Below are 17,043 nucleotides of genomic sequence, written 5' to 3' on the forward strand. Positions count from 1 at the left end.
GCCCACCCCGATCCACCCGTCGCCCGTTGACGCCCGTCGGCGGAACGCCACGGGTGCGTGCCGGACCGGAGACACCCATGACGTTCCACCCACCGCCCGTTGATCTCGTCGGTGGAACGCTATGGGTGTCTCCCGGCCTCGGAGACACCCATGACGTTCCACCGACCGGCCCACCAGCCGACGAGTGGAACGCCATGGGTCCCTCAACCGCGCATGGACACCCAGGTCCCCGTCCCTCAGGAAGGGAACACCGACCGGCACCCGCCGCCGAACAGCGGCAGCGGGACGACAGGCGGCCCCGCCCGTTTCCGGCCGGAGGGTCGGCGGTGACCAGCCGCGACATCGTCTCGCCGAACCACGGCGTGGCCCCGAACGCGACGGGCGGAGACGTGGAACGGCCGGCCCCGGAAGCCGGGGCCGGCCGTTCACGCGTTACGGGTCACCACACCTGCTGGACGATGTCCGCGGCCTGCTCCTCCCACTGCGCGTACGCGTACGGGTAGGCGGACACCTGGACCGTCTGTGCCGCGGTGGTCAGCGGCAGGTCCTGCCAGCCGCCGACGTTCTTCAGCGCGCCGAAGAACGCCTTGCTGGCGTACTCGGGGTCGGTGATCTGCTCGGACGTGCCCCAACCGGACGACGGGCGCTGCTGGAACAGACCCTCCGAGTCGTGGTCGTTGTACGCGCCGAGGTGACCGAGGTTGTAGAGCTTGGACTCCTGCAGGGAGGTGGCGACGCCGATCACGGCGCCCCGCTCCCCCACGCCGGACTCCTTGGCCGCCTTGACGATGGCCTTGGCGTTGTCGAGCTGGGCGTCGTCGAGCGGGATACGCGACTGCGCGCCCTCGACGCCGTGCGGCATGAGCCGGTCCCGCGCCGGCCGGTCGGCCTTGCTCGGCACCTTGTCGCTGCCGGTGGTCAGGCCGGACTTCACCGTCTCGGTGGCGGTCTTCTTGCCGGTGGCCAGGTCGATGGCGGCCTTGGCGCCGGCGTGCGGTCCGCTGGTCACCGGGGCGGCGACGGCGGTGGGACCGAAGGCCAGCCCGCCCAGGGCGGCCACGCCCGCGACGGTCAGCACGGCGCGGCGGTTCTGGGCGAGGTCGGTGGTCTTGGCGACGGCGGTCTTCGCGATGGCGGGGAGCCATCGGGTGAAGTGCTGCTTCACGATGGTTGCCCTTTCGATCGTTACGACGCGCTCCGGGGTGAGCGCCCCTTGGCGGACTACCGGCGGGTACGGGGTTTGCGATGCCGGCGGTACGGGGAACACAACCCGCTCGACGTGTCGGTCATTCCGGATATGCCAGGCGCGGCGAGAGCTGCGGTCCAGGTCACCCGGGGTATCGGACAGCCGGGCCCGGCCGGTGCCGGAACGGGACGATCAGGCCGGACGGCCGAACCGGACCAGCACGTGCCAGAGCTGCTTGAGGTGCTGGTGGGTCACCTCGGCCGGCCCGCGGTCGGCCCAGCGCCGCGGCTCGCGTACCAGGGACGCGGCGGCGCGACCGACGAGCGCCGCGTGCAGCGGCTCCCCCGGCCGGGCGAACTCGGCGTGCACGCGGGCGGCCAACGGCGGGATGTCCGGGCCGCGGAACTCGGCGTCGACGTCGTCCACGGCCAGTTCGAAGCCGGGGTGCCAGCGCAGCGCGAAGCCGTGCCGGGCGGCGATCGCGGCCAGCAGCCGCCCCTCGCGGGTGCCGCGGAAGGACGGGTCACACACCACGGCCTCGACGTCGCGGGCGAGACTCAGCTCGCCGTGCACCTGCGCCTCGATGTAGTCGTCCAACGCGCGACCGGCCTGCTCGGATGCCCGTTCCCGCCGGCGCAGGAGTGCCCGCAGCAGGGTGCCGGTGTCCATTCCGGCCACCCCCAGGCTGACGCCGGTCCCCTCGGTCGCGCTCAGCAGCGCGGCGAGGACCGGCTCGAAGACGACGGCGGTGCCGACCTCGGTCGGCCCGAGGTGACTGTCGCCGAAACAGAACGTGGCGCGGGCCAACGCCTCCGGACGCAGCCGCAGGTGGCAGGAGCCGAACCGGGGACAGGCGCCGTCCGGATGGTCGAGCAGGTTCAGGCCGCCGTACCTGGGACGCTCGGCGGGGAGCACGCCGGGACGCTGGTACGCGCCGCCGAACAGCGCGGCCTCCCACACGTCCCGGTCGCCGCCGGGGAAGGCGGTCAGCCCGCCGTTGCCGATGCCGGTCTCGAACTGGCTGCGGTAGACGCCCTCCTCGTCGAGCGCCTCGGCCACGGTGCGGCCGTCGCGCAGCAGCCGGTCCGGGTGGAAGTTGAGCGTCAGCCGGCCGTGCGCGGTCACCGCCGCGAGGACCTCCTCGTACCGGTAGGACGTGCCCGAACCGGCGAGATGCTCCGCGATGACGGCGAGCGCCGCCGGGCGGTCGCGCATGGCGACGTCACGCACGTGTCGCAACGCGGCGGACTGGGCTTCGGTCAGGACGGTCGCCGGCACGGCGTCGAGTATCGCGGGCCCGGCGTCCGGGCGGCGAGGGGGTTTCTCCGGCGCCCAGGTCCGGGAAGACGGCGGGGCGGTGTACCCCTGCTCCGCCGTGGCCGACGATCCTAACCGTGGGCGGCGGCGCCGAGGCGGGCCAGCAGGTGCGCGTTGCCGCCGGTGGCAGTGAGTTGGCGCAGCAGTTGATCCAGGCCGGCCTGACGGTCCAGGGTGGACAGCGCCGATCGCAGTGCCCGCAGGCGGTGCCGCTCGACGTCGGTGCAGAGCAGGTCGTCCCGCCGGGTGCCGGAGGCCCGCAGGTCGACGGCCGGGAAGGTCCGCCGGTCGGCGAGCGAGCGGTCCAGCTTCAGCTCGGCGTTGCCGGTGCTCTTGAACTCCTCGAAGATGAGGGTGTCGGCGGCCGAGCCGGTCTCCACCAGAGCCGAGGCCAGGATGGTCAGCGAACCGCCCTCCTCGACCGCGCGGGCCGCGGCGAGCAGCTGCTTGGGCGGGGTCAGCGCGGCCACGTCGACACCGCCGGAGAGCGTACGCCCGGCCGAGCGGACGGTGAGGTTGTAGGCACGGCCGAGGCGGGTCAGCGAGTCGAGCAGCACGACCACGTCGTGCCCCAGCTCGACCAGACGCTTCGCCCGCTCGATCGCCAGCTCCGCCACCGTGGTGTGGTCCTGCGGCGGACGGTCGAACGTGGCCGCGACGACCTCGCCCTTCACCGACCGAGACATGTCGGTGACCTCTTCCGGCCGCTCGTCGACCAGCACCACCATCAGGTGGCACTCCGGGTTGTTGCGGGTGATCGCGTTCGCGATCGCCTGCAGCACCATCGTCTTACCGGCCTTCGGCGGCGACACGATCAGCGCCCGCTGACCCTTGCCGATCGGCATCACCAGGTCGATCACCCGGGTGGTCAGGATGTGCGGCTCGGTCTCCAGCCGCAGCCGCTCCCGTGGGTACACCGGCGTGAGCTGGTAGAAGTCGCGCCGCCGGCGGGCCTGCTCCGGCGGCACGCCGTTGATGCCGTCGAGCCGCTCCAACGGCACCGGCCGGCCCGGACGCGGGGCGGCGAGGACCGTGCCGGTGACCAGGTCACCGCGGCGCAGGCCGTGCCGGCGCAGCTGACCGGCGGCGAGGTGGACGTCGGCGGCGGACGGCGGGTAGCCGTCCACCCGGAGCCACGCGTGACCGTCGACGATGTCGACGACACCGCTGACGGGACGTGATACGGAGGTCATGGGGTTGCCTTTCGGGACCGTGCCGGCCGGTGGGGACGGCAGGGGAAGGAGTGCCCGCGGGAACCCTCCGGGCGGAAAGCCGGGGGTGCGACCACGGGCGGATAGCCGGACAGGACCGGCCACCTGGGGAAGATCGGACGTCGGGCGGCGCTGTGCGCCGGCTTCCGGGTCCAGGGGCAGGCTAACCCCTCGGCGGCGCGGCGGGCAAGCGGATCGGCGCCCCGGCGCGGCGTTACAGTGAGGCACGCGTTCACCGGGAAGGCTCGTACCGTGACTGCTACGACCGTGGTCGACCAGGTCGATCTGGGGGACCACGTCTGCTGGATCCACGACGACGACGGTGACGCGCTCGACACCGTCGGCCGTTTCGCCGCCACCGGGCTGCGCCGCGGCCACAAGGTGGTCTGCTTCACCGAGACGTCCACGCCGCAGGCGGTCCGCGCCCGCGTCGACGCCGTCGGCGTGCCGACCGAGGCCGCGGTGGCAGCGGGTCAGCTGCGCATCCTGCCCGCCGTGGAGGCCTTCCTGGCCGGCGGCCGGCCGACCCCGGCCGCGATGGCCGAGGCCGTGCGCGACGAGGTCACCCGGGCCCGGCGGGAGGGCTATCCGGGGGTACGCCTCAGCGGCGACATGACGTGGGTGCTGGGCACCGCGGTGAGCCTCGACGAACTGCGCCGCTACGAACAGGCGCTCAATCCCCTCTTCCCGGACGGCCGGGTCGCCGGCCTGTGCCTGTACGACCGGCGCCGGTTCCCCGCCGAGCAGTTGCGGATCCTCGCGGCGGCCCACCCGGGCACGGCCGGGCCGCGTCCGCCGCGCACCTGGTCCCCGCTGCTGCGCGCGTACCGGACCGGCGATCCGCCCGGCCTGAGGTTGGTGGGGCAGGTGGACCGCAGCAACCGCGACGCGTTCATCGCGCTGCTCGCCGACCTGACCGCCGGGGAACGCGCGCCGGCCGGGCCGCCGGTGCTGGACCTGACCGATCTGAGCTTCGCCGACGCCGGCGCCGCCACCGAGCTGGCCCGGGCCGACCGGGCCAGCCACACCGGCATCCGGCTGGTCGGCTGCCGGCCGGCGCTGCACCGGTTGCTGCACGTGCTGGGCGGCGTGAGCTCCGGGGCCCCGGCATGAGCGCGCCGACCGCTGTGGGGCTGCGGCACGAGCTGTCGTTCTACACCGACGCCCCGAGCCTGCTGGCGGTCGCGGTGCCGTTCGTCCAGGAGGGACTGGCGGCCGGCGAGCCGGTGCTGGTCGCCGCGCCGGCGCCCCGGCTGGCGTTGCTGCGCGCCGCGCTCGGGCCGGCCGCGGACACGGTCGGCTGGGCCGACATGGGCGAGGCCGGGCGCAACCCGGGACGGATCATCCCCTGGGTGCTCCAGGCGTTCGCCGACCGGCATCCCGGCCGGCGGGTGCGGGTCATCGGCGAGCCGATCTGGGCCGGGCGCTCGGCCGAGGAGTACCCGGCCTGCGCCCAGCACGAGGCCGCGATCAACGGGGCCCTGGCGGACCGGGCGATGACCGTCCTGTGCCCGTACGACGCGGGCCGGCTCGACCCGGGGGTGCTCGCCGAGGTCGCCGGCACCACCGTCCGGCTGCACGTACGGAGAGGGGACACCTCGTGACGACGCCCGCACACCTGCTCCCGGTCGGTCGGGTCGAGTCGCCGTTGACCGATCCGACCACCGCGCCCTGTCAGGGCGACGAGGGTGCGCCGCAGGCCTGGCTGGTGTTCGACGATGCGTACCTCCCGGCGCTGGCGGGCCTGCGCCCGGGCGTGGAGGTGCTCGTGCTGACCTGGCTGGACCGGGCCCGACGGGACGTCCTCACGGTGCACCCGCGCGGTGACGTCACCCGCGCGGAGGCCGGGGTGTTCGCCACCCGCTCGCCGCACCGCCCCAACCCGGTCGGTGTGCACCGGGCACGCGTGCTGGAGGTGACCGGCGCCCGGGTGCGGGTGGACGCGTTGGAGGCGCTGGACGGCACGCCCGTCGTCGACCTCAAGCCGGTGCTCGACGGGGAACGGTGAGCCGCCCGGCTCAGTGGCCCCGGGCGATCCACTCCTGAAGGTGCGGCGCCTCGGCGCCGACGCTGGTGTCGTCGCCGTGCCCGGTGTGCACCACCGTCTCCGGCGGCAGGGTGAGCAGCCGGGTGCGGATCGACTCGACGATGGCGCCGAAGTCGCTGAAGGAACGGCCGGTGGCGCCGGGACCGCCGGCGAACAGCGTGTCGCCGGTGAAGACCGCGCCCAGCTCCGGGGCGTACAGGCTGCACGCGCCGGGGCTGTGGCCGGGCGTGTGCAGGACCCGCAGCGTGGCCCCGCCGACGGTGACGGTCTGCCCGTCGGTGAGGTCGCCGTCCGGTGGCGTGTCCGGGTGGACCTGGTCCCACAGCACCCGGTCGGCCGGGTGCAGCAGGACCGGCGCGCCGGTGGCCCGGGCCAGCTCGGGAGCGACCCGGACGTGGTCGTCGTGGGCGTGGGTGGCCAGGATCGCCAGCACGCGGCGGTCGCCGACCACCGCGCGGATGGCGGCCACGTCGTGCGGCGCGTCGACGACGACGCACTCGGTGTCGTCGCCGATCACCCAGACGTTGTTGTCCACGTCGAAGGTCTGCCCGTCCAGGGAGAACGTGCCGGACGTGACGGCGTGGTCGACGCGGGCGGTCACGGGAAGATCACCACCGAGCGCAGCACGTCGCCGTGGTGCATCCGGGTGAACGCCTCCTCGACCTGGTCGAGGGCGATCTCCTCGGTGACGAACGCGTCCAGGTCCAGCCGGCCCTGCCGGTACAGCTCGGTGAGCATCGGGAAGTCGCGGCTGGGCAGGCAGTCGCCGTACCAGCTGGACTTGAGCGCGCCGCCGCGCCCGAACACGTCGAGCAGCGGCAGGTCGACGGTCATCTCCGGGGTGGGCACGCCGACCAGCACGACCGTGCCGGCGAGGTCGCGCGCGTAGAAGGCCTGCTTCCAGGTCTCCGGGCGGCCGACCGCGTCGATCACCACGTCGGCGCCGAAACCGCCGGTGGCGGCGCGGATCGCCTCGACCGGGTCGTCCTCGGAGGCGTTGACGGTGTGGGTGGCGCCGAACCGGCGCGCCCAGTCGAGCTTGCGGGAGTCGGTGTCCACCGCGACGATCGTGGTCGCGCCGGCCAGGGCCGCGCCGGCCACCGCGGCGTCGCCGACGCCGCCGCAGCCGATCACCGCGACGGAGTCGCCCCGGGTCACCCCGCCGGTGTTCATGGCCGCGCCGAGGCCGGCCATCACGCCGCAGCCGAGCAGGCCGACGGCGGCGGGCCGGGCCGACGGGTCGACCTTGGTGCACTGGCCGGCGTGCACGAGGGTCTTCTCGGCGAACGCGCCGATGCCGAGCGCGGGCGACAGCTCGGTGCCGTCGGTCAGGGTCATCTTCTGCGCCGCGTTGTGGGTGGCGAAGCAGTACCAGGGGCGGCCGCGCCGGCAGGCCCGGCACTGCCCGCAGACCGCCCGCCAGTTGAGCACCACGAAGTCGCCGGGGGCCACGTCGGTGACGCCGTCGCCCACCTGCTCGACGACGCCGGCGGCCTCGTGGCCGAGCAGGAACGGGTAGTCGTCGTTGATGCCGCCCTCGCGGTAGTGCAGGTCGGTGTGGCACACGCCGCAGGACTGGACGCGGACCACCGCCTCGCCCGGCCCCGGGTCGGGCACCACGATCGTGGTGACCTCCACGGGCGCGCCCTTGCGTCGCGACACGACTCCCCGGACTTCCTGGCTCACGGTCGTCTCCTTCGTTCAGGTCCTGTGCCGAACCTACCGCCGATCATCGCCGGCGGCCCGGCGCCGACCGGCGGAATGCCCCGCTCGTCATCGGGTACCCGCAGGGCCCGGCATCTCGGACAAGGAGTGATCATGAGGCTGACGCACGCTCCGCTGCGGATCGCCATCGGCGCGTACATCCTGAACTCCGGACTCTCCAAGCGCACCCTGGAGGGCGAGGCCGCGGCGGGGATGCACGGCATGGCGGTCGGCGCGCTGCCGCAGCTGCGCCAGATTCCTCCGGACCGGTTCGCCATGCTGCTGTCCCGCGCCGAGATGGCGCTGGGCGCGGCGCTGCTCGCGCCGTTCGTGCCGTCGCTGCTGGCCGGCGCCGGGCTGACCGCGTTCGGCGCGGGGCTGGTGCAGCTCTACCTCAAGACGCCCGGGATGCGGGAGGGCACCAGCCTGCGGCCGAGCCAGGCGGGCATCGGGCTGGCCAAGGACGTGTGGCTGGTCGGCGCGGGCCTGACGCTGGTGCTGGACTCGCTCACCCGCCGGCGGCGCTGATCCCTCAGGCCGGCACGGGCACCGCGGCGCGTTCGGCGGCCAGCCGGCGGCGGGCGGCGTTGCGGTAGCGCAGCACCTGCACCGCGCCGAGCGCCCAGAGCAGGTACTGCACGGCGAACGCCCAGCGGAACGCCGACAGCGGCGGGGTGCCGGCGCCGGCCGGGGTGGCCAGGTCGAGCACCACGCCGACGGCGAGGATCAGCACGATCGACGCGACGAACCCGCCGACGTTGACGATCCCGGTGGCGCTGCCGATGCGGTGCACCGGGTTGAACGTCCGGGCGTAGTCGAACCCGATCACCGAGCCGGGGCCGTTGACCGCGAGGACCACCACCAGCGCCACCAGCAGCCCGTGCGGCGCGCGGCCGGGCCAGGCCAGCACCACCGCCCAGACGGCGGCGGTGGCGGCGGTGATGGTGAAGACCACCACCGAGCGGTGGAACGGGTGCCGGGCGCACAGGTGCGCCACCACCGGGCCGCACGCCAGGGTCACCAGCGTCATCAGGGTGAGCAGCCCGGCCGCCGCGGTGGGCGAGAAGCCCTGCCCCTGCACGAGGAACGGGTAGCCCCACAGCAGCGCGAACACCGCGCCGGAGAACTGGGTGACGAAGTGCGTCCACAGGCCCAGGCGGGTGCCGGGCTGCGCCCAGGCGTCGGCGAGCTGCCGGCGTACGGTGGCCAGGTCGGGCGCGAGCGCGGTGGTGTGCTCGGCGTGCGGGGTGTCGCGGACCGCGACGAGGACGAGCAGCAGCACGGTGGCGCCGAGCGCCGCCGCGGTGAGGAACGCCGGGGTCCAGCCGGCGTGGTGCAGCAACGCCACCAGGGGAACGGCCCCGAGCACCGCGCCGAGCTGGCCGATCGTGCCGGTGAGCTGCACCAGCAGCGGATTGCGTCGGCCGGGGAACCAGAACGCCACGATCCGCAGCACGCTGATGAACGTCATCGCGTCGCCGAGGCCGACCAGCACCCGGGCCGCGACCGCGAGGCGTACGTCGGTGGCCACCGCGAACACGATCTGCCCGGCCACCATGAGCGCGGCGCCGGCCAGCAGCAGCCGACGCGAGCCGTAGCGGTCCAGCAGCACCCCGACCGGGACCTGCATGGCCGCGTACACGGCGAGCTGGGCGACGGAGAAGGTGGCCAGCGCGGCGGCGTTGACGTGGAAGCGGTCCGCCGCGTCGACCCCGGTGACGCCGAGTGAGCTGCGGTGGAACACGGCGGCCACGTACGCGGTCACCGCCACCGCGTAGACCAGGGCGGCCGGACGGCGGGCGACGCTCACCGCAACGCCCCGAGCATGGTCGCGGCGCTGTCGATGTGGCCGGCGACGGCGTCGCGCCACGCCTGCGGGTCGTCGCCGTCGAGCGCGGCGAGCTGACCGGCGTGCTCGGCCAGGGCGACCTCGGCCCAGCCGGGCGAGAGCCGGAAGCTGGCCTCGCCCATCCGCAACTGCCGGTCGCGCAGCCGGTGGTAGAGCTCGGCCAGGATCTCGTTGCCGGCGGCCTCCACGACGGCGGCGTGGAAGGCCCGGTCGGCGGCCATCAGCGCGGTGAGGTCGCCGGCGGCGTGCGCCCGGCGCATCTCGTCGAGCCGGCCCGCCAGGTCGGCGCGGAGCGCGGCGCGGCGCGGCCAGACCCGTTCGGCGGCGTGCAGCTCGACGAGGCGGCGGGCCTCGATGACGTCGGCGATCTCCCGGGCGGACACCGGCCGGATCAACGCGCCCCGCTTCGGGTAGAGCCGGACCAGGCCCTCGGACTCCAGCCGCAGCAGCGCCTCCCGCACGGGGGTGCGGGAGACCCCGGTGGCCTCGGCGATCTCGCCCTCGCTGACGAGCTGGCCACCCGGGTAGACCTGCTCCAGGATCGCCTGCTTGAGGTGCCGGTAGGCCCGCTCGGCGGCGGACGGGACGGCGGGGCGCGCGCCGGCGACCGGGCTGGGATGCGTCATGTATCTATGATGCGCCAGCACCCGGCCGGCAGTTGCCGCCGGCACCCGGGATCGTGGCGCGAGCCACGTGCCAGGGATCGTGGCGCGGGGCCACGCGCCAGGGGGTCAGGCCGCGGGCTCGCCCGCCCAGAGCTGCCGCAGCAGACCCTCCACCTCGGCGGTGCGCTCGATCTGCGGCATGTGCCCGGTGTCGCGGAACAGGTGGCTGCGCGCCCGGGGCAGCCGGCTGCGCGCGTACCCGAGGTGCGCGGCGGGCAGGATCAGGTCACGGTCGCCCCAGACGAGCAGGGTGGGCAGGTCCAGAGCGGCGACCGCGTCGAGCAGCTCGGCGCGCCACTGCGGGCGTACCCCGCGCCAGGTGCCCAGGTCGCGGACCAGCTCCCGCATCACCCGGGCGGCGTGCGGCTGCCGGGCCACCGCGAGCGCGGCGGCGATCCGCTCCTCGGTGACGTACGCCGGGTCGACGAAAATGGCCCGCTCGGTGCGACGGGCGATCGCCGGGTGCGGGCGCAGCAGCAGCCGGGCCAGCGGGCGTACCGCGAGCAGCCGCAGCGCGACGGTCACCTCCTGGCCGAAGCCGGCGCTGTTGAGCAGCGCCAGGCTGGCCGCCCGGTGCGGCGCGTCCACGGCCAGGCGCATGGCCACCGCCCCGCCGAGGGAGTTGCCGACCAGGTGGACCGGACCGGTGACGCCGACCGCGTCCAGGAACCCGGCCACGGCCGCCGCGAGCGCCGGCAGCGTGTGCGTCCCGTCCAGCGGGGCGGAGCCGCCGTGCCCGGGCAGGTCGACGGCGAGCACCCGGTGGTCCCGGGCCAGCGCCGTGTGCAGCGCGGTGAAGTCGTCGAGCGTGCGGCCGATGCCGTGCAGCAGCAGCACCGGCGGGCCGTCGCCGGTGATCCGGCAGCGCACCCGCCGCCCGTCGACGGCGCGTTCGTCGGCCGGCGGCAGGGCGACGGTCACGCGGGCCGTCCCGGCTCCGGGGCGGCCCGGTCGGGCGCCGGCCCGACCGGATCGGTGGCGGGCGGGCGCGGCGCCGGCACCCTGGCCGGACGCGGGCGCATGCCCAGGGCCAGCACCCTGCCGTACCCGGCGGGCGCGATCCGGGCGAGCAGGTCGGGCAGCTTCGCCGACCAGCCGATCAGCACCCGGCCCCGACGCCGCCGCGCGCCGCGCAGGATCACCTCGGCGGCGGTCGCCGGGTCGATGGTGAGCAGCTTCTCGAACTGCCGGCGGCCGACCTCGTACTCGTCCAGGGAGACGCCGCTGCCGACCCGGGCGCTGGCGGCGATCCGGGTCCGGATGCCACCCGGATGCACCGAGGTCACGCCGATCCCGTCGTCGACCAGCTCGTGCCGCACCGCCTCGGTGAAGCCGCGCACGGCGAACTTGCTCGCCGCGTACGCGGCCTGTCCGGCCGGGGCGATCAGGCCGAACAGGCTGGAGACGTTGACCAGGTGGGAGCCCGGTTCGGCCTTGAGCGCGGGCAGCAGCGCGTGGGTCATCCGCACCACCGCCCGGAAGTTGATCTCGATGACCCAGAGGAACTCCTCCAGCGTCACCTGGTCGAACCGGCCGCCGAGCGCGACGCCGGCGTTGTTGACCAACAATCGGATCCGGGGATGCGCGCGGTGGATCTCCGCGGCCACCCGGTCCGTGGCGTCGGCGTCGGCGAGGTCGACCAGATGGGTCTGGACCCGCCGGTCGGGGTGGGCGGCCCGGATCGCCGCGACGACCGCGGCCAGGCCGTCGGCGTCCCGGTCGAGCAGGACCAGGTCCGCGCCGCGCCGGGCCAGCCCGTGGGCCAGCGCCGCGCCGATGCCGCTCGCGGCGCCGGTCAGCACCGCAGTGCCGCCGGCGAACTCCAGGTCACGCATCGGTTCCTCCCGAGGTCGCCACCGCCGCGGCGGCCGGCGCGGCGGCCCGGGCGAACCGTACGCCGTCGGTCAGCGGACCGTTCCGCATCAGCCGTACGTCCCGGGGGTAGTTCTGGTGCAGCCGCCACGGCGCCTGCGGGCCCTGCTTGGGCAGCTGGTCGACGGCGCGCAGCACGTACCCGGACTTCAGGTCGATGATCGGCTCCAGGTCGTCGGTGTCCGGGGCGAGCGGGGTGACGATCTGCTGCCCGGTGTCGTCGAGGTGCCGCAGCAGCCGGCAGACGTAGGTGGCGACCAGGTCGGCCTTCAACGTCCAGGAGGCGTTGGTGTAGCCGATCGTCATGGCGAAGTTGGGCACCCCGGAGAGCATCATGCCCTTGTAGGCGATCGTCCGGGCCAGGTCGACCTCGGCGCCGTCGACCACCAGCGTCATGCCCCCCAGCGCCAGCAGGTTGAGGCCGGTGGCGGTGACCACGACGTCGGCCGGCAGCTCCGCGCCGGAGGCGAGCCGGATGCCGTGTTCGGTGAACGTCTCGATGGTGTCGGTCACCACCGCGGCCCGGCCCTCGCGCAGCGCGGTGAACAGGTCCCCGTCGGGCACCACGCAGAGCCGCTGGTCCCAGGGGTCGTAGCGGGGCGAGAAGTGCCGGTCGACGTCGTAGCCGACCGGGAGGCGACCCTTGGCGGCCCGCCGCAGGAACCGCTTCACCAGACCGGGGGCGCGCCGGCTGAGCTGGAAGTTGGCCACCCCGAGCGTGACGTTCTTCCACCGCGCCACCGCGTACGCGGCCTTCGGGGGCAGCCAGCGCCGCGCGGCGTCGGCGAACGGGTCGCGCGACGGCAGCGAGATCACATACGTGGGTGAGCGCTGGAGCATGGTGACGTGTGCGGCCCGCTCGGCCATGGCCGGGACCAGGGTGACGGCGGTGGCGCCGCTGCCGATCACGACCACCCGCCTGCCGGCGTAGTCCAGGTCGTCGGGCCAGTGCTGCGGGTGCACGAGCGTGCCGGCGTACCGCTCGACGCCGGGGAAGCGGGGCGTGTAGCCCTCGTCGTAGCGGTAGTAGCCGGAGTTGGTGAACAGGAACGCGCAGGTGAGCGTCACGTCCTCGCCGGTGTCGTCGCGGTGCGCGCGCACGGTCCAGCGGGCGGTGGCGCTGTCCCACTCGGCGCGTACCACCCGGTGGCGGAAGCGGATGTGCCGCTCCACGTCGTACTCACGGGCGGTCTGCCGCACGTACGCCCGGATCGAGTCGCCGTCGGCGATGGCCTTCGGGTCGGTCCACGGCTTGAACGCGTAGCCGAGGGTGTACATGTCGGAGTCGGAGCGGATGCCCGGGTAGCGGAACAGGTCCCACGTGCCGCCGATGGCGTCCCGGGCCTCCAGCACCGCGTAGGTCTTGCCGGGACACTCGCGTCCCAGGTGGACGGCGGCCCCGATGCCGGACAGGCCGGCACCGACGATGAGGACGTCGACGTGGTCGGAGGCCATGGTTTCTCCCGTTCTCCCCGCGGTTCTCCCGGCGGTGGACCGGACACTATCCACCGCCGTCGAGGCCAGTCAACACCCTGTCGAGTCGATTCGACAGGGTGTCGAGCGGGTGTAGCATCGGCCGACATGACCAGTGCGCGCACGCCGACCGGGGCCGTACCGCGCGGGCGGCGGGCCGGCCGCTCCACCGGTGACGACCGGGAGACGGCGATCCTGGCCACCGCCGAGCGGCTGCTGCGCGAGCGCCCGTTCGGCGACATCTCCATCGACGACCTGGCCCGAGGCGCCGGCATCTCCCGCCCCACGTTCTACTTCTACTTCCCGTCCAAGGACGCGGTGCTACTCACCCTGCTCGACCGGGTGACCGAGGAGGCGAACGCCGCCGCCGGCGACGTGCTCGACCGCCTCGCCGACGACCCGCGCGCCCGCTGGCGGGAGCTGATCGCCCGGTTCCACGCCGCCTTCGGCGGCCACCGGGACGTGGTGCTGGCCTGCGCCCAGGTGCGCGGCACCAACGCCGAGGTACGGCGGCTCTGGGCCGAGGTGCTGGAACGCTGGGTGCGCGCGGTGCAGGCCGCGATCGAGGTGGAACGCGCGCGCGGCGCGGCCCCGGACGGGCTGCCCGCCCGGGACCTCGCCATCGCGCTCAACTCGATGAACGAACGGGTCTGGTACGCGACCTTCGCCGGCGACGGCCCGGCCGTGGCCGAGCGGGACGTGGTCGACGTGCTGCTCGACGTCTGGCTGACCGCGATCTACCGGACCACCACGCCACCGGTCAGGCCGCCCGCCGAAACTCCATGATCCAGTTGGTCTCCCAGGTGCGCTCGCCGTCGATGGAGAACGCCTGCTCCCAGCGGCAGGACGTCGGCGTGATCGCCGACCAGAGGAACCGGCAGCGCACCGGCCGCCCCTCGTCGCTGTCGTCGGCGTAGAACGTGCCGACGCCGTCGGTGAACCGGCCCACCACCGGCGGCTGCTCCAGCACCCCGCGCCGGCTGTTCATCCACCAGATCGACCACAGCCCGGTCGTCGGGTCGAGCAGCCGCACCGTGGAGCCGGAGAAGCCCCGGGTCGGGAAGCGGATCTCGTCGAAGCTGCCGGCGCCGTCGAAGAACGAGCGCGCCTCGCTGATGCCGGAGAACTCGTCCCAGTCGTCGCCGCCGACGTGGCGCTCCCGCAACCGCCGGTTGGTCACGTCCCACCTGCCGACGAAGAAGTCGAAGTCGCCCATCAGCGCCCCACCGGCCCCTCGGCGCGAGCATCGGCCAGGTAGCCGGCCAGATCCGGGGTCGTCGGTGCGAGCACGTGCCGGATCCAGGCGGTCCGCTCGTGCTCCAGCACGCCCAGCTCCCAGACGCAGCCCACGCCGGGCCGGTCCAGGTCGACGAAGTGCGCCGGGTCGTCGTCCGGGCAGTCCAGCGCGGGCTGCCCGGCGATCGCGATGCGGCACTGGACGACGTTGTCGAAGAACCAGGTGTAGGCCAGCAGGTACGCCCCGGTGTCCGCGCCCCGGTGCAGCACCACCCAGCTCGCCGGCGGGGTGGTGGGGTCCGGCGCGGGCAGCAGGGTCGGCAGGTACGCGTAGGCGGCGTCGACCACCCGCGCCTCGAGCCGGCGGTCCGGCTGGTCGATGTGGTAGCGCTTGACGTGCCGGCCGGCGACCTCGACGGTTCCCGGCACGGTCAGCTCCTTGTCGTGGAAAGCCATGGCCGCACGCTAGGACCACTCCCCTGACAGCTACTGTCAGCGGAATGCGGGCCAGTCGACTCCTGTCCATCCTGCTGCTCCTGCAGGCGCACGGCCGGCTCACCGCCGCCGACCTGGCCGCCCGTCTGGAGGTGTCGGTCCGCACGATCTACCGGGACGTCGAGGCGCTGCACGCCGCCGGCATCCCGTTGTACGGCGAGGCCGGGCACGACGGCGGTTACCGGCTGGTGGAGGGCTGGCGAACCCGGCTGACCGGCCTGACCGCCGAGGAGGCCGACCGGCTGCTCTTCGCCGGGCTCCCCGGTCCGGCCGCCGAGTTGGGCTACCAGTCGGTCGTGGCCGCCGTGCAGCTCAAGGTGCGTGCCGCGCTCCCGACCCCGCTGGCCGACCGGGCCGCGCGGCTGGAGCAGCGGTTCCACCTGGACACGCCGGGCTGGTACTCCGACGGTGACCCCTCGCCGCACCTGGCCGAGGCCGCCGAGGCGGTGTGGCGGGAGCACCGGATCCGGGTGCGCTACCGCGGCTGGCGGGGCGAGGCGACGCGGGTGCTCGAACCGTACGGCCTGGTGCTCAAAGGCGGCCGCTGGTACGTGGTCGCCGCCCGGCCGGACCGTGCCGAGCCGGCGACCTACCGGGTCAACCAGATCCTCGACCTCACCCCGCTCGACGAACCGTTCGACCGGCCCGAGTTCGACCTGCCGGCCTGGTGGCGGGCGCACGTGGTCGCGTTCCGGGCCGGCCTGCACCGGGACGAGGCCGCCGTGCGGCTCTCGCCCCGCGGGTTCGCGCGGCTGCGTGAGGTCGGCAGCGACGTGGTGGTCGCCGCCGCCGAGGCGAGCGCCGGCCCGCCCGACGAGGCGGGCTGGGTGCGGGCGGTGATTCCCATCGAGTCGCTGACCCACGCGCACGGCGACCTGCTCCGCCTCGGCGCCGAGGTGGAGGTCCTCTCCCCCGAGCCGCTGCGCCGCCGGCTGACCGAGACCGCAGCCGCCCTGACCGCCCTCTACCCCTCCCCCTGACCCGCCCTCCCGGCCCTCGTTGATCAAGGAGTTCGCGTCTGCTCGGGCGCCGGAACTCGACGCGAACTCCTTGATCGACGGGCGAGGGTCGGGGGCCAGGGTGGCCAGGGCGCGGTCGATCTCCGAGGGGGCGGTGGGTAGCGGCGGGTCAGGTCGCCGGCCGGTCCGGGTGGTCGGCGCCCATGATCTCGTCGAACTCGGCCGGGCTGATCTCGCCGGCGCGCAGCCGACGGGCGTTGGCGGCGAACCGGGACAGCGCGGCGCCACGCGGATCGGGAGGGGTGAGCGGGCCGGCGGCGGCCGACGCGGGCGGGTCGGTGACGTCGACCGGCTCGGCGTGCAGCTCGCGCAGCGCGTCGGCCAGTCGCGCGTCGGCGGTGCCCCACCACCGCCGCGCCAGTTCGACGGTGCGGCCGAGGGAATCCTCCCCCACCCGCTCGGCCCGCAGCTCGGCGCGCATCATGCGCAGGAAGACCACGGTCACGGCATCGGAGTCGTCGGCGATCACGGGCGCACCCTAACCGCCCGGTACGACGAAACCCCGGCCGCCTCCGCCCGGCGGCGCGATGATCGGGACATGGCGCACCGACCCGCCCGGGGACACCGCTGCGTGCCGCACACCGCCGACGTCCGGATCGAGGCGTGGGCGCCGAGTCGGGAGGACTGCGTGGCCGAGGCGGTGACGGCGCTCGTCGACACGTTCGCGGACACCGCCTCGGCCACGCCGACCGGGTCCTCGGAGTTCCGGATGCCGCCGGCCCGCGACGGTGACCTGCTGGTCGGCGTCCTCGACGAGGTGATCTTCCGGATGGAGACCGAGGGCGTGCTGCCGCTCGGCACGGAGGTCCACCCGGCCGGCGACGGCGGCCTCGTGGTGCGGTGGCGTACCACCGACACGGAGGCGGCCGAGCTGGTCGGCGCCGTGCCGAAGGCGGTGTCGCTGCACGAGCTGCGGTTCGGGGCGGCGTCGGGCGACTGGGAGTGCGCGGTGACGCTGGACGTGTGAAC

19 protein-coding genes and 1 pseudogene are annotated in these 17,043 nt (G+C 74.6%); 7 read left to right on the forward strand and 13 right to left on the reverse strand.

What is annotated here, in order from left to right:
• Positions 1-439 precede the first annotated feature (439 nt).
• The 3 genes and pseudogenes from O7600_RS04230 to rho form a co-directional block, all read right to left on the reverse strand.
• The gene (locus tag O7600_RS04230; RefSeq protein WP_281592383.1) at positions 440-1,165 is read right to left on the reverse strand and encodes a hypothetical protein; all 726 of its coding nucleotides are present in this window, start codon (positions 1,163-1,165) and stop codon (positions 440-442) included.
• Positions 1,166-1,378: 213 nt separating this feature from the next.
• Positions 1,379-2,464: a DUF3626 domain-containing protein gene (locus O7600_RS04235; RefSeq protein WP_281592384.1), complete on the reverse strand. Its 1,086-nt coding sequence runs from the start codon at positions 2,462-2,464 to the stop codon at positions 1,379-1,381.
• Positions 2,465-2,574: 110 nt separating this feature from the next.
• Positions 2,575-3,678: pseudogene (rho, locus tag O7600_RS04240) on the reverse strand (transcription termination factor Rho); the annotation flags it as partial.
• A 288-nt stretch (positions 3,679-3,966) separates the two neighbouring features.
• Between rho and O7600_RS04245 the strand changes: the two are divergent.
• Genes O7600_RS04245 through tsaA form a run of 3 tightly spaced genes read left to right on the forward strand, consistent with a single transcriptional unit; the run spans position 3,967 to position 5,722 of the window.
• Positions 3,967-4,827: an MEDS domain-containing protein gene (locus O7600_RS04245; RefSeq protein WP_281592385.1), complete on the forward strand. Its 861-nt coding sequence runs from the start codon at positions 3,967-3,969 to the stop codon at positions 4,825-4,827.
• On the forward strand, positions 4,824-5,318 hold the full coding sequence (locus O7600_RS04250; RefSeq protein ID WP_281592386.1) for an MEDS domain-containing protein: 495 nt from the start codon (positions 4,824-4,826) through the stop codon (positions 5,316-5,318). Before O7600_RS04245 ends, O7600_RS04250 begins: the two co-directional genes overlap by 4 nt.
• The gene (gene tsaA / locus O7600_RS04255) at positions 5,315-5,722 is read left to right on the forward strand and encodes a tRNA (N6-threonylcarbamoyladenosine(37)-N6)-methyltransferase TrmO (RefSeq protein WP_281592387.1); all 408 of its coding nucleotides are present in this window, start codon (positions 5,315-5,317) and stop codon (positions 5,720-5,722) included. Before O7600_RS04250 ends, tsaA begins: the two co-directional genes overlap by 4 nt.
• A gap of 10 nt (positions 5,723-5,732) precedes the next feature.
• On the opposite strand, the gene O7600_RS04260 is transcribed toward tsaA, so the two are convergent.
• On the reverse strand, positions 5,733-6,362 hold the full coding sequence (locus O7600_RS04260) for an MBL fold metallo-hydrolase (protein ID WP_281592388.1): 630 nt from the start codon (positions 6,360-6,362) through the stop codon (positions 5,733-5,735).
• Entirely contained in the window at positions 6,359-7,447 is a 1,089-nt protein-coding gene (locus O7600_RS04265; protein WP_281592389.1) for an S-(hydroxymethyl)mycothiol dehydrogenase, read from the reverse strand. The genes O7600_RS04260 and O7600_RS04265 overlap by 4 nt, the downstream gene beginning before the upstream one ends.
• 132 nt (positions 7,448-7,579) lie before the next feature.
• On the opposite strand from O7600_RS04265, the gene O7600_RS04270 reads away from it, so the two are divergent.
• Positions 7,580-7,993 (forward strand): hypothetical protein, encoded by a 414-nt coding sequence (locus tag O7600_RS04270; RefSeq protein WP_281592390.1) that lies wholly within the window; start codon positions 7,580-7,582, stop codon positions 7,991-7,993.
• A gap of 4 nt (positions 7,994-7,997) precedes the next feature.
• Here the strand turns inward: O7600_RS04270 and O7600_RS04275 are convergent, their stop codons facing one another.
• The 5 genes from O7600_RS04275 to O7600_RS04295 form a co-directional block, all read right to left on the reverse strand.
• Positions 7,998-9,275: an MFS transporter gene (locus tag O7600_RS04275; RefSeq protein ID WP_281592391.1), complete on the reverse strand. Its 1,278-nt coding sequence runs from the start codon at positions 9,273-9,275 to the stop codon at positions 7,998-8,000.
• Positions 9,272-9,940: a GntR family transcriptional regulator gene (locus O7600_RS04280; RefSeq protein ID WP_281592392.1), complete on the reverse strand. Its 669-nt coding sequence runs from the start codon at positions 9,938-9,940 to the stop codon at positions 9,272-9,274. The genes O7600_RS04275 and O7600_RS04280 overlap by 4 nt, the downstream gene beginning before the upstream one ends.
• 105 nt (positions 9,941-10,045) lie before the next feature.
• A complete protein-coding gene (locus O7600_RS04285) occupies positions 10,046-10,900 on the reverse strand; it encodes an alpha/beta fold hydrolase (RefSeq protein ID WP_281592393.1) in 855 nt (284 codons plus the stop codon).
• Positions 10,897-11,814, reverse strand: a complete 918-nt coding sequence (locus O7600_RS04290; protein WP_281592394.1) for an SDR family oxidoreductase — start codon at positions 11,812-11,814, stop codon at positions 10,897-10,899. The genes O7600_RS04285 and O7600_RS04290 overlap by 4 nt, the downstream gene beginning before the upstream one ends.
• Positions 11,807-13,306 carry an NAD(P)/FAD-dependent oxidoreductase gene (locus O7600_RS04295; protein ID WP_281592395.1) on the reverse strand — a complete coding sequence of 500 codons (1,500 nt, stop codon included), beginning with the start codon at positions 13,304-13,306 and terminating at the stop codon, positions 11,807-11,809. The genes O7600_RS04290 and O7600_RS04295 overlap by 8 nt, the downstream gene beginning before the upstream one ends.
• A gap of 126 nt (positions 13,307-13,432) precedes the next feature.
• Here O7600_RS04295 and O7600_RS04300 point away from each other — a divergent pair, with 126 nt between their 5' ends.
• A complete protein-coding gene (locus O7600_RS04300; RefSeq protein ID WP_281592396.1) occupies positions 13,433-14,110 on the forward strand; it encodes a TetR/AcrR family transcriptional regulator in 678 nt (225 codons plus the stop codon).
• On the opposite strand, the gene O7600_RS04305 is transcribed toward O7600_RS04300, so the two are convergent.
• Complete coding sequence (locus O7600_RS04305) at positions 14,085-14,540, reverse strand: hypothetical protein (RefSeq protein WP_281592397.1); 456 nt, start codon at positions 14,538-14,540, stop codon at positions 14,085-14,087. The two genes, O7600_RS04300 and O7600_RS04305, sit on opposite strands and share 26 nt — an antisense overlap.
• On the reverse strand, positions 14,540-15,016 hold the full coding sequence (locus O7600_RS04310; protein WP_281592398.1) for a hypothetical protein: 477 nt from the start codon (positions 15,014-15,016) through the stop codon (positions 14,540-14,542). The genes O7600_RS04305 and O7600_RS04310 overlap by 1 nt, the downstream gene beginning before the upstream one ends.
• Positions 15,017-15,060: 44 nt before the next feature.
• Here O7600_RS04310 and O7600_RS04315 point away from each other — a divergent pair, with 44 nt between their 5' ends.
• Positions 15,061-16,035 carry a WYL domain-containing protein gene (locus tag O7600_RS04315; protein ID WP_281592399.1) on the forward strand — a complete coding sequence of 325 codons (975 nt, stop codon included), beginning with the start codon at positions 15,061-15,063 and terminating at the stop codon, positions 16,033-16,035.
• A 148-nt stretch (positions 16,036-16,183) separates the two neighbouring features.
• Here the strand turns inward: O7600_RS04315 and O7600_RS04320 are convergent, their stop codons facing one another.
• On the reverse strand, positions 16,184-16,543 hold the full coding sequence (locus O7600_RS04320) for a hypothetical protein (RefSeq protein ID WP_281592400.1): 360 nt from the start codon (positions 16,541-16,543) through the stop codon (positions 16,184-16,186).
• A 69-nt stretch (positions 16,544-16,612) separates the two neighbouring features.
• Between O7600_RS04320 and O7600_RS04325 the strand changes: the two genes are divergently transcribed.
• Positions 16,613-17,041, forward strand: a complete 429-nt coding sequence (locus O7600_RS04325; RefSeq protein WP_281592401.1) for an archease — start codon at positions 16,613-16,615, stop codon at positions 17,039-17,041.
• The last annotated feature ends 2 nt before the right edge of the window (positions 17,042-17,043 follow it).

The organism is Micromonospora sp. WMMA1998 (genome assembly GCF_027497375.1).
Lineage (GTDB): Bacteria > Actinomycetota > Actinomycetes > Mycobacteriales > Micromonosporaceae > Micromonospora > Micromonospora sediminicola.

Bases quoted from the DNA above. Each gene is read 5' to 3' on its own strand.
- O7600_RS04250 (WP_281592386.1), top strand. From the start codon at position 4,824: ATGAGCGCGCCGACCGCTGTGGGGCTGCGGCACGAGCTGTCGTTCTAC.
- O7600_RS04270 (WP_281592390.1), top strand. From the start codon at position 7,580: ATGAGGCTGACGCACGCTCCGCTGCGGATCGCCATCGGCGCGTACATC.
- O7600_RS04280 (WP_281592392.1), bottom strand. From the start codon at position 9,940: ATGACGCATCCCAGCCCGGTCGCCGGCGCGCGCCCCGCCGTCCCGTCC.
- O7600_RS04290 (WP_281592394.1), bottom strand. From the start codon at position 11,814: ATGCGTGACCTGGAGTTCGCCGGCGGCACTGCGGTGCTGACCGGCGCC.
- O7600_RS04295 (WP_281592395.1), bottom strand. From the start codon at position 13,306: ATGGCCTCCGACCACGTCGACGTCCTCATCGTCGGTGCCGGCCTGTCC.
- O7600_RS04300 (WP_281592396.1), top strand. From the start codon at position 13,433: ATGACCAGTGCGCGCACGCCGACCGGGGCCGTACCGCGCGGGCGGCGG.
- O7600_RS04305 (WP_281592397.1), bottom strand. From the start codon at position 14,540: ATGGGCGACTTCGACTTCTTCGTCGGCAGGTGGGACGTGACCAACCGG.
- O7600_RS04310 (WP_281592398.1), bottom strand. From the start codon at position 15,016: ATGGCTTTCCACGACAAGGAGCTGACCGTGCCGGGAACCGTCGAGGTC.
- O7600_RS04315 (WP_281592399.1), top strand. From the start codon at position 15,061: ATGCGGGCCAGTCGACTCCTGTCCATCCTGCTGCTCCTGCAGGCGCAC.
- O7600_RS04325 (WP_281592401.1), top strand. From the start codon at position 16,613: ATGGCGCACCGACCCGCCCGGGGACACCGCTGCGTGCCGCACACCGCC.